Here is a 14,437-nt window from a genome sequence, read left to right on the forward strand (position 1 = left end):
TCTTTCTTAGGTATTTGCAATTACAGCTTGCTGATTTTCGGCAGTAATAGCCCGTTTTTTCTCTATTACAGGAAGATTTTCAGGAATTTGATTCTTTCCTTCAAGCCATTGTATGGCTATATAACATGACATTGAAACATACAAGATACATCCCGGCACCCACATAATCATTCCTGCCAATTCCTGATCTTGTTGTAGTGAGATTGTTACAGGATGCGTAATACTAGCAAGACCATATGGCGAGATAGAAGCTGAAAATGCTACCCATAAACCCAAAATAGAACAACTCACACAAGATGTAAACAGGTATATTATTTGAGCTAAAGGATTAATTCGTTTGTTATTATTAAAAATGGGCATGAAAAATAAAATCCCGGAAATTAGCAGAAACAACAATACTGCTTCATCAGGAATTTGGGCAATCCATATATTGGAAGAAGAATCAACCCCGCATATCGACATACCGGTTACAACCGCCGCCTTTTTAGCATTGATAAAATGAGCAATCCACATGGCAAATGTGCCGGTGAACCAATAAAACAGCGTATATCTTGTGGTATTTATTGAGCCATTCTGGCTACTTAATTTTGTGCCGGAAATGGCATGCCAAATAAAAACAGGCGCAATCATTAATACAACAACTTGTTGAATCATCGCTGCACTCTGCAGCCCGTATTCATGAAGGCGCATTAGTGGTGAGCCTGTTACCAGGTAAATTAACCCAATGAAAAGCGCTACGAAAAATAATTTGATTCCATTCACTCGGGTGAAGTACCACATTGAACAAAAAACAATCAGAAGACTGATTAACCACGCCCCTGACCAATTATTAGCCGATAATAGAAAATCTTTAAATGTCATAAAAGTGGTTTTATATAAACGAAAAAGAAAACAAACAGCCACACTACATCCACAAAATGCCAATACACCTCAACCGCGGAAATCGCATTCTTAATTAGGTTCTTAAATTTTATAAATGAGAATGAGAAGAGTATACCTATCGCTATAATTCCTATAATTACATGTAGACTATGAAAGCCCGTAAGTGTAAAAAAACTTGACCCGAATATATCTTTATCAAGCGTGATCTGCTTTTTATAAAGCTCGATATATTCTATAATCTGCCCTACCATAAATACTGTAGAAAGTAAAAGTGTAATGGACATGCCTAATTTAAAATGAGTGGTTTTATTTTTAAGAAACGCTTTTTTACTCCACATGAGGCTACCACTACTCAATACCAAACAACAGGTTAAAACTGCTGCTCGCGGTACATTTAAGTTGGCTGTTACCGTATCTGTCGCGTGTGTAATATTGCGATAATAGACATAGGCGATGATCAGGGCAATGAAAAAGAAAGCCTCTGAACCGATTAAAAAAAACATTAATAATTTTCCTTTATCCCTCATCTTAATTAAGTCTTTTATCTTTATTATCAGGGTTTTTTAAATCCCACAGTGGCCTTCTGCTATGTACTTCAGGGAGCGTATCAAAATTCTTCAATGGCGGCGGTGATGCGGTTGCCCATTCCAGCGTCCAGCCGTCCCAGGGATCTGACGTTGCTGTAGGTTTGCTACGCATGGTTATGATTAGATTGTAGAGAAAAACTGCTACTCCTGCAAACATGAGAAAAGCACCCGCGGTTGATATCATATTTAAGCTTTCAAAATAAGGTAAGTCCAAATAAGTATATATACGTCGTGGCATACCTAATATTCCTAATATATGTTGCAGTAAAAAGGTCATATTAAAACCTGTTACAAAGAGCCACAAATGCCACTGCCCCAGCTTTTCTGAAAGATGACGCCCGCAAAATTTAGGAAACCAGTAATAAATACCCGCAAAAATGGAAAAGGCTGAACCACCCAGAAAAACATAATGAATATGAGCTACTACATAATAAGAATCTGTTAACTGCCAATCTATGGGTACAATGGCAAATGAAACTCCACTAAGCCCTCCTATTGTAAAATTAATTAGAAAAACCAGCGCGAAAGTCATAGCGACTGTAAGCTGTATTGATCCTTTATACATTGTCCCTATCCAGTTTATAACCTTTACACCGGTAGGTATGCCAATTAAAAAGCTGCTTGCGGCAAAAAAACCGTTTACAGTATTTGTCATGCCAACGGCAAACATATGGTGCGCCCACACGCCAAAGGAAAGAAGTGCGATCGCCACAGTAGATGCAGCTACAAAGACATAGCCGTATATCGGTTTTCGTGAAAACACTGGTATTACCTCTGAGATTATTCCAAAAGCAGGAAGTATTAAAATATATACTTCCGGATGACCAAAAGACCAAAAAAAATGTTGCCATAATATAGCAGAACCTCCGGAAGACGGTAAGAAAAACAAAGCATCGAGCTGCCTGTCTATGAGCAACATGACAAGACCTGCATTAAGAAGAGGAAAAGCGCCTAAAATGAGAAATGCATTAATAAAGGTCATCCATACAAACAGGGGCAACATGGTTAATTTAATGCCCGGCAACCTTAGGGTAAGTACAGTCACAACAAAATTAAGTGCCGCCCCAATGCTACCTATTCCTGTAAGCAAGAGACCCAGAATATAATAATCTATACCGGTGGTGGGCGAGTACGGCTTTTCACTTAAGGGGGCATAACTAAACCAACCGGCAGTGGGTGCTCCTCCTGCAAAAAAACTAAAATACAACAGCAAGCCACCAAAACATGTTACCCAAAAACTAAAAGCGTTCAACCGCGGAAATGCCATCTCATTAGCCCCAATCATCAACGGGATCAAATAAACACCCAGACCTATTAAACCCGGAGTGAGAACCAGAAAAATCATGGTTGTACCATGCATGGTGAAAATCTGGTTGTAAAAATCTGGAGATACAAAATCATTTTCTGGTACAGCGAGTTGCCATCGTATGATCATCGCTTCAAGTCCGCCAAGTATGAAAAAGAACAAAGACAACAGTAAATACATAATACCAATTTGCTTATGATCTACAGAAGATAACCACGATAGGCGGTCCTTATCATTTTTTATTGAAGGCAATGTTTTATCAGGCTCGGCTATGTTTACAAATAGACTCATCGTAAAGTTTTTATGTAATATACCAGAGCATTTACTTCTTTATCTGTCAAGGCTAAAAAGGGCATTTGGGTATTTGGTTTTACGGCAGGCGGATTTTTGATCCATGCGTATAGGTTTTCTGTTGTGTTCAATTCTATATTGCTTAAAAAATATTTTCGACTTGCAAAATGAGCGAGATTAGGACCAATAGCAGGCTCCTTATCATGAATGTTTACAGAATGACAGTTAATACAGGTTTTTTCTTGAAAAAGGCGTTTTCCGGTCTCAAAAAGTGGATTTTGGGTCGCTGGGGGAGGTTTTAGCTGGGATGACTTCCAGATTTTGAAATCATCTTCACTATCTGCAATTATATGAATACGCATAAGTGCATGCTGCGCACCACAAAACTCACTACAAGTGCCCCAGTATTCACCTTCATCAGCCTGAAGCCACATGTAATTGTCATATCCCGGCACAAGATCCATCTTACGGCCAAGTTTTGGAATCCACCAACTGTGTATCACATCGTCAGAATTAAATTGCATCAAAACCTTCTTATTAGCTGGGATGTGAATCTCGTTAGCGGTTATTATACTATCTGCCCTGTATTCTGCTTCCCACCACCACATATGTCCTGTAACTATAATATCGGGAATAGGATTATCTGGAATATTCTGAATTTGGTTCATTCCGTTTACCGTAAGTACAAAAAAGACTGAGGTTATTGTGAATGCAATTCCTATCATTAAAATCTCAAAGCGTTTGCTGCCATGATCCTGAGTGGGAGTTTCAGCATTAGGACGGCGCCTGTATTTCCACCCGTAGAAAATGGTGAAGAAAATGACAAGGCCTAAAATAATAGTTGCTACTATTAAAAAGTAGACAAATAGTTCCCTTATGATATGGATGTTGTTAGTTTCCCAATTCATCAAAATCATTTTTAAGCTTGTAAAACTACCCTCAGGTAATTCTACAAGCGTATTTGTAGGGTATGAATTTAAAATTACAAGAATTTAATTGTAAGAAAATTTCAACACTGATTATTTTCTCTTGTGTTAACACAGTTTAACAAACCCTTGCTTTACGACTGCTTTAAGAATTCATTGCCAGAAAACTTTCTGCTTTTTCAACCATTTTTTTATTCCCACAGAAAAAAGGAACGCGTTCATGAAGTTCGTTGGGTTGCAGTATCATAATTCTTACAGTACCATTGGTACATTTCCCACCGGCTTGTTCAGTTAAAAAAGCCATAGGATTACATTCATAAAGCAGGCGTAATTTACCTTTAGGTGAAGTGGTTCCTGTTGGGTAGAGATAAATACCACCCATAAGCATATTTCGATGAAAATCTGCTACTAAAGATCCTATATATCTGGAGGTGAATGGGCGCCCGTCACTTTCATCAAGCTCCTGCATCCATTTAATAAATTTCTTAACGCCATCAGGAAAATGAATATAATTCCCCTCATTGACTGAGTATATTTTACCTGTAGGCGGAAATTTCACATTGGGGTGTGATAGAAAAAAAGATCCAATTCCCGGATCAAAAGTGAAACCGTTTACCCCATTACCTGTAGTATAAACTAATATTGTAGAAGTACCATAGATTAAATATCCAGCGGCAACCTGGTTAATACCTGGCTGTAGAAAATCGTCTATAGTTATGGGAGAGCCCACTTTAGAAATCCGCCTGTAGATACTAAAAATCGTTCCTACAGTGATATTAACGTCTATATTAGAGGAGCCATCGAGCGGATCTATCAAGACGATATATTTAGCTTCTTTATGTATATCGTCATCAAATACCATAAAATCTTCCATCTCTTCTGAGGCAAGACCACAAATCTCTCCTCTACTTCGCAAGGTGCTAATAAATACATCATTTGCCATTACATCAAGCTTAGCCTGCTCCTCTCCCTGTATATTATCCTGCCCTGCTTTACCCAAAATTTCGGAAAGACCGGCTTTATTAATAGCTTGATTTACCATTTTTCCGGCTAAACGAATAGAACTTAAAAGAGCACTTAATTCTCCTTTGGCATATGGAAAATCCTTTTGATTTTCTATAATAAATTCACCTAATGTAATGTGTCTATGCATAAATTTTTGCTGTTTAGATTACTAGTATAACATTTTGATTATTTTATATTCCTAACATATTTCGACTTACTTTTTTCCATTAAATGATATTTTATCATAAATATCCTCATTTTTTCATAAATACCTCACTATTAAGACCATAATAAAACAGTGCGATTTATCGTCTCAGAACCGCGTTTTTCATAAGATTTTACTAGGAATTTTCATTTTCTCAAAAGGGTCATTGTATATTTTAGACATTAACATTTATACCTAGATTTAAATAGGTTAATAGCAAAAATAAAGCATCCTTTTTGTAAAAAAGTTGCATATGATTGTTATTAGTGCTGATAATTTTTTTAATATTACTATAGAAATTTGGTTTTTGTTAACGTTTAACCCGCCGTTTTAAACCAATGTATTTTCAATTCTTATCAAGTTAAATTAACCTAATCAAACAATTATGAATCAAAAATGCGATTACAAGTATTTAAAATCCAGAACAGGCCTCACCTTTCTTAAGGTAGGTCTTTTTTCTATGATTTGTTTAGCCACCCAGTTGGTTCGAGCAAGTCCTGAAATGGTTAAAGTAGCACATGAAGAGGGCGTGCTGCAGAACACCATTACAGGTACTGTTACAGACAATAATGGCGCACCTTTACCGGGAGCCAGTATTTTAGTAAAAGGAACCACGACAGGTACACAAACAGATTTTGATGGTAACTACTCAATTTCAGCAGAAAGCGGGGCAACATTAGTATTTAGTTACGTAGGTTTCGCCACTCAGGAAATCGTTGTAGGAGCTCAAAACTCAATCGATGTATCTATGGCCGAAGATGCAGCCGCTCTTGAAGAAGTTGTAGTTGTAGGTTATGGAACACAGAGAAAACAAGATTTAACCGGTGCTATATCTGTTGTTAAGACAGATGAGATGGTACAGCAACCATCTGGGCAGATAACCAACCAATTACAAGGTAGAGTTTCAGGGGTTACAATAACCGGTGGTGGACAACCGGGTGAAGCACCACAAATTAAAATACGTGGAGCTAACACATTTGGTAATAACAGTCCGCTGTATGTAGTAGATGGTATTCCTACAGATAACATTGCAGACATAAATCCTAATGACATAGAAAGTCTACAGGTATTAAAAGATGCTGCATCTGCTTCTATTTATGGAGCAAGAGCTGCAAATGGAGTTATTATTATCACAACCAAAAAAGGGAAAGGTAAAATGAGAGTTAATTATGATTCTTATTTTGGTATGCAAATGGTACAGAGCGGAAATCCGTGGGATATTCTATCCTCTCAGGAAACTGCAGATCTTACCTTTCTGGCACTTAGAAATACTAATCCGGGAGCAGCCATAAACCATAGTCAATATGGTAGCGGTCCTGATGCTGTTTTACCAAATTATATTGCGCCTGTAGGAGCAATGACAGTAGACGAGGCCTTATATAATGTAAATCCTGAATACACAAACACAGCAGATGTAAATAATTTCTATCGTATTGTAGAAGCTAATAAGCAAGGTACAAACTGGTTTCAGGAAATTTTTAGTCCAGCCAGCATAACCAGTCACAACCTATCTGTAAGTAATGGTAGTGACAGAGGTAGTTATTTTCTTTCATTAAATTATTTTAACCAACAAGGAACTATTGAAAATACGTATCTCAAACGTTATACTATACGTGCAAATGCTACTTACGATATCACCGATAAAATTAGAGTTGGTCAAAATATAAGTTTTGCAGTACGTGACAATCCTACAATTGATGCTTTAACAGAAGGCAGTGTAATTGGTATGGCTTATCGCGAATTACCTATTATTCCGGTTTATGATATTATGGGAAATTATGCAGGTTCTTTTGGTTCCGACTTAGGAAATGCTAAAAACCCGGTAGCTATTGCAGATAGGAGAAGAAATAACAGAGGAGTTTCTAGCAGATTTTTTGGAAATGTTTTTGCTGAAATAGATTTCGTCAAGAATTTTACATTTAGAACTAGTTTTGGTGGCCAGTATTATACTAACAGTTTCAATTCATTTGCTTATCCTGAATATGAAAACTCTGAAAACCTAACGGTTAATTCTTACACCGAAGCTGCAGCTACAAATTATAACTGGACATGGACGAATACGGTGCAGTATAAAAATACATTCAACGACAAACATAACTTAACGGTATTAGTAGGTACAGAAGCTTACCAGAACAGAGGTCGTGAAGTAGGTGGTACAACACAAAGTTATTTCTCTTTTGATCCAGATTATGTTACTCTTGATACAGGTTCTGGTACACAAACCAATTATAGCTTGAAATATGCAGATGCCTTATCATCTCTTATAGGTAGAGTAGACTATAATTTTAACGATAGATATCTGTTAAGTGCCACTATTAGACGTGACGGTTCATCTCGCTTTCTAAATGAACAATACGGCTGGTTCCCTGCGGTAAGTGTGGGATGGAATATAATGAACGAAAGCTTCATGCCTGAAATAGATTGGCTTAATGATCTTAAAATACGTGGTGGTTATGGTGTTAGAGGTAACCAGATCAACGTAGATCCGCCTAACGGTTTTACAACTTTTGGGGGTGATAACCTGAATTCTTATTACGACATCTCAGGTTCTAACAATACAATTGCAGAAGGTTTTAGACAGTCAAGAATAGGAAATCCCGATGCTAAATGGGAAAAGGATACCGATTCAAATTTTGGTCTGGACGCTACTTTATTTAATAATACACTTCAGTTAAGCGTAGATTATTATAGAAAAGACATCAAAGACCTTCTATATAATCCCAGTCTTCCTGCTACTGTAGGTACTGCAACAGTACCATTTCAAAATGTGGGTCAGATGAAAAACAGCGGTATTGATATAGACCTTTCCACTTATTTTAATTTGTCTGATGACTTACGTCTAAATACAACAGTTACTTTCACGAGTTATAGCAATGAGATCGTAAGTATTGCAGATGGTATTGACCATTTTGATGCTGAAGGACGTCGTTTTAACGGAAGTAACATCATTAGAAATGCAGAAGGTCATTCTTTAAGTCAGTTTTTTGGCTATCAAACAGAAGGATTTTGGGATTCTCAAAGCGAAATAGATCAGGCTAATGCTGCTGCAATTGCAGCAACAGGAGATAACAATTCAGTTTATCAATCTGATGTTGCTGTAGGTAGATTCCGCTATGCAGATATAAATGGGGATGATCAAATTACAGATGCAGATCGTACCTTCATAGGCGACCCTAACCCTGATTTTACATATGGACTAAATCTGGAATTGACCTATAAAAACTGGGATTTTAGCATGTTCTTATACGGTTCTCAGGGTAATGACATTTGGAATCAGGTAAAATGGTGGACAGACTTTTACAGTTCTTTTATAGGTGCTAAGAGTAGTACAGCCTTGTATGACTCATGGACGCCTACAAATATGAACGCCAGCGCGCCCATACAACAAACAACAGGTTCTTTTAGCCTTGCAGATGTACCTAACTCTTATTTCGTAGAAGATGGTTCTTATTTAAGAGCTAAACAAATGCAAATAGGATACTCTTTACCACCCAGCATGTTAGAAAAAGTTAATATATCAAAATTGAGAGTTTATGCTCAATTGGTAAATGCGTTTACAATTACTAATTATTCTGGTATTGATCCTGAGATCGCAGGTGGTGGTGCTGTAAACACTGGTATTGATGAAGGAGCATATCCTAACCAGAGACAACTACTTTTAGGATTAAATCTTTCCTTTTAATTAATGAAACAAAAAATAAAAGCAATGAACATAATAAAAAAAATAAGCAGTACTTATATCCCAATTGTGGCAACACTCTTGTTAAGTTCCTGCTCAGATAATTTTATAGAACAACCTGCTTTAGGTGAACTAAGTGATGATGTGGTAGCTACCAAAGATGGTGTGCAAAAACTCCTTTTGGGAGCTTATGGAGCCTTAGATGGGCAACAAGATGCAGATAATGCATTAGGTGGCGGTGGCCCCTGGGAAGCCGCTCCAGATGATTGGGTTTATGGTACGGTTGCCGGTGGAGAAGCCAGTAAAGGTAGCTTTGGTGGGGATCAACCTGCAATTGACCAGATCGTAAAATTCATTTCTAACCCTTCTAATGGTTTCTATAATACAAAATGGAAAGCTGTTTATGAAGGTATAGCGAGGTGTAATAATACATTAAGTATTCTGCAGAACGTGGAAGATCTTACTGATGCTGAACGTAATAATATTGCAGGCCAGGCACGTTTTTTAAGAGGTCATTATTATTTTGAACTCAAGAAAATGTTTAATATGGTGCCTTGGATTGATGAGAATACTGAAGATCCTAAGCAACCCAATAATGTTGATATTTGGCCAATGATCGAAGCAGATTTTCAGTTTGCTTACGAGAATCTTCCTGCAACACAAGGGGAATTTGGTAGAGCAAACAAATGGGCTGCCGGTGCTTATTTAGGTAAAACTTATCTATTTGAAAAGAAATTCACTGAGGCCAGAGATATACTTAATACCGTCATCACTTCAGGAGTAAACTCTGCAGGGACTAAATATGATTTAATTCCTATTTTCAAAGATAACTTTGACGCTGCAACAGAAAACAATGCTGAAACTGTTTTCGACATTCAGATGGTGGCAAATGATGGTACATCGACAATAACAAACTCTAATCAGGGAGGAAAATTAAATTTCCCATACAACAGTCCGTTTAGATGTTGTGGTTTCTATCAACCGTCACAGGATCTTATGAATTCATACAAAACAGATGAAACTACAGGTCTTCCATATTTGGAGAACTACAATGCCAATCCTGTTAAAAATGATATGGGTATAACGTCAACAGAACCTTTCACACCATATACTGGTTCTCTTGATCCCAGAGCAGACTGGACTATTGGCCGAAGAGGAATTCCTTATCATGATTGGGGAAATCACCCGGGTATGGCTTGGGTACGTGAGCAAACTTATGGTGGGCCATACGCTCCTAAAAAGAATATCTATTATCAGGCTACACAAGATATTTATGCAGACCAAAGCTCTTGGGCACCCGGTACTGCGATAAATGTGCATATCATTCGCTTTGCAGATGTTCTTTTAATGGCAGCAGAAGCAGAAGCGCAAGCAGGAAGTTTGCCCACTGCCATGCAATATGTGAACAGAGTGCGTGAAAGAGCAGCCAACCCTGCAGGATTCCTTAAAAAATATTTAGATGAATCTGATCCTATGGGTGGTTTTGATGAAAATCAAAATGCTGCAAATTATAATATTGAGCCTTATACTGCTGCTCAATTTGGTTCTCAGCAAGATGCATTAGAAGCTATCTATTTTGAACGAAAATTAGAACTTGCTATGGAAGGGCACAGATTCTTTGATCTTGTACGTTGGGGAATAGCAGAAGAAACCCTTAATTCATATTTTGAATATCAGGGTAATATAACAACAGACGTAAGAGGTGGTAGATTTATTCCCGGTAAAAGTGAATATTATCCTATACCTCAGGCGCAAATTGATTTGAGTATTGGTGCAGACGGTCAACCTACACTTACTCAAAATCCTGGATATTAAATATTAACCTAACCATTTTAAAACGAAAAGCTCTGGAGATATTCTTCAGAGCTTTTTTATTTTACCTGATTTTATAGTATTTCAGGCCGATTTTTGAGCCAAAAACCCAATTTTTATAAACTAAATTTGAGCTTTATAAGGTTTTACATCTGTATCTGTAAGGGTTTTAATGTAAGCAACTAAAGCTGCCTTTTCTTCATTAGTTAGATTGAGTTCATCAAAAGGTAATGTTTGAAATTCAAGATCAAATCCCAAACCTCCTCCTCCACCAGAATTGTAGAAATCTATTACTTCTTCCAGCGCACTGTAAATACTATTATGCATATAAGGCGCTGTCACTGCAGCATTGCGCACCGTGGGTGTTTTAAACATCCCGCGTTGTAATTCTTTTTCATATTTCCAGAAAAAGCCCAGATCGTCATCTAACTTTTTATTCTGCGCTGTTTCTGGTACGCCTATAACTTCTTTCTCACTATCTAAGAAAAACGGAGGAACCGTTCCATTAGTTAGTGGCATAAAATGACAAGTAGCACAAAGCGCTCTGCCCATAAAAAGATTAAAACCCTCCTTTTCCTGAGCAGTGAAAGTATCTTCCTCTCCTCTTATATTTTTATCAAATTTTGAATTGAATGCACTCAAGGTGGAAATGTAAGAAGATATCGCTTTGATGACATTGGTATTCTTAGCTGAAATTCCGCCATACGCTTCATCAAATAATTTAACGTAGGTGGTATCCTGAAGAATCGCATCAGAAAACTCATGAACACTAGAATTAAACTCCTGTTTATTAGTGAAAACCGATGAAATTTGATCTAAAATCGTTCCTGATCTTCCATCCCAAAAGAAGGCCTGCTGATAAACTGAATTGATTAAAGTAGGTGTATTGCGTTGCAAGGGTTCCCCAAGATTGTCAAGATTTAAAGCTAAATCGTTAGCATATGCTTGCTCTGGAATATGGCAGGTAGCGCAAGCCATTTTTCCATTTTTCGCAAGATTAGGATCAAAAAATAATTTTTTGCCAAGAGCGATCTGCTTCTCTGTGGGGTTTCGGTTTATTGCCGGAGTAAAAAATGCAACGTTGAATGAATCTTCTTCAAAAAAAGTAGGCGCGTCAAAATTAAAAGGCTTGTTGTTTACGCCCTCCCACAAATTGCTGGCCTTGCGAATGGACACCCAATCTCGAGTAACGGGATTTACATAATCACGAATAAAAGTATATCTGTCAAAGCTGTCAAAATCGGTGTTTTTAGCTATAAAATCGGTAGATTTTGCTATATTTTCGCGAAAGCTTTTATCTAAATCGGAATTGTTTTTCTTAATTACCTCAGCAATTGAAGCATTATAAACATCAAGAAGGTTTTGCAATGAAATTCCTGCTTCTTTTAACCCCAGATGGCTCACAGGCGTATCAAAACCAGAGATAGAGTGGCTAATTATGCGCAGTAATTGTTGATGCGTCGCAATAAAAAACCGTTGTGGGTCGAGGTCGTGCTTATCGATTCCTTTTCGCAATACATCCATTAACCCCCGCGTACTCTCAAGTTCACTCTTAAAAGTAGCGTCACTAACTTCACCTTCATAAATAGATTCTTCCATTTTTTGAAGTCCGGTAGGGCTTAGCACCCGCTGAGTATCATCTGTGAAAATGGGCAGCGCCGGGCCATTTGTTCTGTGACCAACTTCTGGATATAGATATGAAGCAAAAGGTTCTGCCTTTTTAAATTCCTGACGTGCTTTTATAAAGTAGGTCGTTGCCTTTTTATCTGAAACCGATATTTCTTTTAAAGAATCTAAATATGCTATTGACTTATTTATACTCTCAAAATAAATACTTTTTGCAGCCTCCCAGTTAGCAGAAATATCAACTGAATTATCCTGATAATTTTCACCATTTTTACAAGAGACCGAGAATAGTACAGAGATTAAAAAAAGATAGAAATAACCCTTATTCATTTTATGATTTTTTAATTAATAAGGAAAGACCTCCAGGTTGTGGAGGTCTTTCATGAAAAGAATTATTTTTCTAAATTATCTTGGTAAGCCTTGTAATAAAACGATTTGCCCGCCTTGTCTGTCTTCCTGATCATCTGGTAAACTATGACCGTCTCTGCCTCTAAATGTGTTGTTCTCCCAATAATGCGGTTGAAGATTTAGCATAAAAGTTCCCGGTACTCCTACTTTTTCAGAAACATCTGTAAGCGCCCCAAACTCACCACTGTAACCAGTGCTGCCATTGATTGCAAGGTCTTGTCTTATAACTAATTCAAGAACTACGCCTATGTTATTACCATCTAAATCTGACTGGTAGATATATGCAGCGTGATTTCTTGAGAATGAGTTAGGATCTTCCTGGAAGTATACAAAATTCTCTGTCACACATATATTATCTGGACTTTGTAGAGAGGCAAGATTACCATCCATATTGTTAGTATCTGTATTACCGCTTATCACCTGAGTTAACTTACCAGTAAGTGGTGAATCGTCATCAAGTTCTAGTTTGTAAACTGTACCCCAATCGTTATAAGTACCCTGACCCGGACCTCTTCCTGTTACAGCGAAATAAACATTTTTAGCATTGTCATCAGATCCTTTTTGATAATCTACATCTTCTACTCTCATAAAAGCACTAGCACCTGCAGCTACACAAGCATCTTCCATCTCGCTTACAGTCATAGCTGCCCCATTAGGTATTTCTACAAACTCAACGTCGTATGAAGTTTTAAAATCAAGACTGCTTTCATTATAAATAGTTCCATCTACAACATCTGCAACACCGCCCAGACCATCTGAAATTTGCTTCAGTTTTAAAACGTAGATTTTTCCATTTTCTAAATCGGCATCTCCGTTTTCAGAATAATATAAGATCACCTGACCTTGCGAACCGCTAGAATCATCATCACCTCCTATAATTACAGTTCTGCCTGCATAAGCTCCTTGGGGTAAAGGCACGGCGTTTTCCCAGGAGAATTCACCTAAAGCATCTAAACCAAAGTCTGCAGTTGGCGTAGGATCCATATAAGGATCAATTCCCTTTACATCATAATTAATAGATTCTGAAGCAGATAAGAAAAGATCCTGAGAACCACCGTGAATAGCAGCTTCCCACATAGTACCAGAACATTGACGTGCGATATCTGCAACACCAGAGTTAAGTAACCACTCACCTGTTAATGGTGTAAGATCTTTATCTAGCATAATACGAGATACAGCATATGTGTCTTCTGCATTTACTACATAAATGTAACCATCGCTGTTAGGATCTTTAAGAAGACCAGCACCATCCTGAGCGCCTACCAGTTTAAAATCATTGCTTAATGTGTCTGAAGAACTCAATAAAGAGTAAGCTTTCACATAATTAAATTGAGGCATCATTGCCACTAAAGGATCTAAGTTAGATTTGTTTGAAAAAAGTCCCGGTTCTGGTGTAAAATCAGAGCCATCTTCTCCATCTGCACCGTCCTGACCATCTACGCCATCAGTACCATCTGTACCATCAACGCCGTTTATTCCGTCCATTCCATCTTCTCCATCACAACTGGTAAAAACAGCGCCAATAGACGAAAAAAGAAAAATTTGCAATACAAGTTTTCGTAAAGTATTCATTTCTAATAATATTAAGTTTATAGTTAGTACCACAAATCTATCTCCCGCCTATTGAAAACTCGTTATGTGAATATGGCTGTTTGATTAAATTAAGTTCACCGTTATGTTATAAAGGTTAGGTCATCATTAATAATTAGA

Annotated in this window: 9 protein-coding genes; 2 read left to right on the plus strand and 7 right to left on the minus strand. The window is 37.5% G+C overall.

What is annotated here, in order from left to right; translation table 11 throughout:
• Positions 1–6: 6 nt before the first annotated feature.
• The 5 genes from ACH3PA_RS01220 to fbp form a co-directional block, all read right to left on the minus strand.
• Positions 7–861 (minus strand): cytochrome c oxidase assembly protein, encoded by an 855-nt coding sequence (locus ACH3PA_RS01220; RefSeq protein ID WP_416441329.1) that lies wholly within the window; start codon positions 859–861, stop codon positions 7–9.
• Positions 858–1,385 carry a cytochrome c oxidase subunit 3 gene (locus tag ACH3PA_RS01225; protein ID WP_416441327.1) on the minus strand — a complete coding sequence of 176 codons (528 nt, stop codon included), beginning with the start codon at positions 1,383–1,385 and terminating at the stop codon, positions 858–860. Before ACH3PA_RS01225 ends, ACH3PA_RS01220 begins: the two co-directional genes overlap by 4 nt.
• Positions 1,386–1,410: 25 nt before the next feature.
• Entirely contained in the window at positions 1,411–3,066 is a 1,656-nt protein-coding gene (gene ctaD, locus ACH3PA_RS01230) for a cytochrome c oxidase subunit I (protein ID WP_416441325.1), read from the minus strand.
• Positions 3,063–3,974: a cytochrome c oxidase subunit II gene (coxB, locus tag ACH3PA_RS01235; protein WP_416441323.1), complete on the minus strand. Its 912-nt coding sequence runs from the start codon at positions 3,972–3,974 to the stop codon at positions 3,063–3,065. Before coxB ends, ctaD begins: the two co-directional genes overlap by 4 nt.
• Positions 3,975–4,137: 163 nt before the next feature.
• Positions 4,138–5,145: a class 1 fructose-bisphosphatase gene (gene fbp / locus ACH3PA_RS01240; RefSeq protein ID WP_416441321.1), complete on the minus strand. Its 1,008-nt coding sequence runs from the start codon at positions 5,143–5,145 to the stop codon at positions 4,138–4,140.
• Between the two features lie 442 nt (positions 5,146–5,587).
• On the opposite strand from fbp, the gene ACH3PA_RS01245 reads away from it, so the two are divergent.
• Both ACH3PA_RS01245 and ACH3PA_RS01250 read left to right on the plus strand, forming a co-directional pair.
• Positions 5,588–8,884, plus strand: coding sequence for a SusC/RagA family TonB-linked outer membrane protein (locus ACH3PA_RS01245; RefSeq protein ID WP_416441319.1), 3,297 nt, complete (start codon positions 5,588–5,590; stop codon positions 8,882–8,884).
• Positions 8,885–8,908: 24 nt separating this feature from the next.
• Positions 8,909–10,696, plus strand: coding sequence for a RagB/SusD family nutrient uptake outer membrane protein (locus ACH3PA_RS01250; RefSeq protein WP_416441317.1), 1,788 nt, complete (start codon positions 8,909–8,911; stop codon positions 10,694–10,696).
• Between the two features lie 120 nt (positions 10,697–10,816).
• Here the strand turns inward: ACH3PA_RS01250 and ACH3PA_RS01255 are convergent, their stop codons facing one another.
• Both ACH3PA_RS01255 and ACH3PA_RS01260 read right to left on the minus strand, forming a co-directional pair.
• Positions 10,817–12,649, minus strand: coding sequence for a cytochrome c peroxidase (locus tag ACH3PA_RS01255; RefSeq protein ID WP_416441315.1), 1,833 nt, complete (start codon positions 12,647–12,649; stop codon positions 10,817–10,819).
• A 75-nt stretch (positions 12,650–12,724) separates the two neighbouring features.
• Positions 12,725–14,299 carry a hypothetical protein gene (locus tag ACH3PA_RS01260; protein ID WP_416441313.1) on the minus strand — a complete coding sequence of 525 codons (1,575 nt, stop codon included), beginning with the start codon at positions 14,297–14,299 and terminating at the stop codon, positions 12,725–12,727.
• Between the last annotated feature and the right edge of the window lie 138 nt (positions 14,300–14,437).

Origin of the sequence: Leeuwenhoekiella sp. A2 (genome assembly GCF_047946655.1) — a bacterium.
Classification (GTDB): domain Bacteria; phylum Bacteroidota; class Bacteroidia; order Flavobacteriales; family Flavobacteriaceae; genus Leeuwenhoekiella.

Bases quoted from the DNA above. Each gene is read 5' to 3' on its own strand.
- coxB (WP_416441323.1), bottom strand. From the start codon at position 3,974: ATGAATTGGGAAACTAACAACATCCATATCATAAGGGAACTATTTGTC.
- ctaD (WP_416441325.1), bottom strand. From the start codon at position 3,066: ATGAGTCTATTTGTAAACATAGCCGAGCCTGATAAAACATTGCCTTCA.
- ACH3PA_RS01250 (WP_416441317.1), top strand. From the start codon at position 8,909: ATGAACATAATAAAAAAAATAAGCAGTACTTATATCCCAATTGTGGCA.
- ACH3PA_RS01225 (WP_416441327.1), bottom strand. From the start codon at position 1,385: ATGTTTTTTTTAATCGGTTCAGAGGCTTTCTTTTTCATTGCCCTGATC.
- ACH3PA_RS01220 (WP_416441329.1), bottom strand. From the start codon at position 861: ATGACATTTAAAGATTTTCTATTATCGGCTAATAATTGGTCAGGGGCG.
- ACH3PA_RS01245 (WP_416441319.1), top strand. From the start codon at position 5,588: ATGAATCAAAAATGCGATTACAAGTATTTAAAATCCAGAACAGGCCTC.
- ACH3PA_RS01255 (WP_416441315.1), bottom strand. From the start codon at position 12,649: ATGAATAAGGGTTATTTCTATCTTTTTTTAATCTCTGTACTATTCTCG.
- fbp (WP_416441321.1), bottom strand. From the start codon at position 5,145: ATGCATAGACACATTACATTAGGTGAATTTATTATAGAAAATCAAAAG.
- ACH3PA_RS01260 (WP_416441313.1), bottom strand. From the start codon at position 14,299: ATGAATACTTTACGAAAACTTGTATTGCAAATTTTTCTTTTTTCGTCT.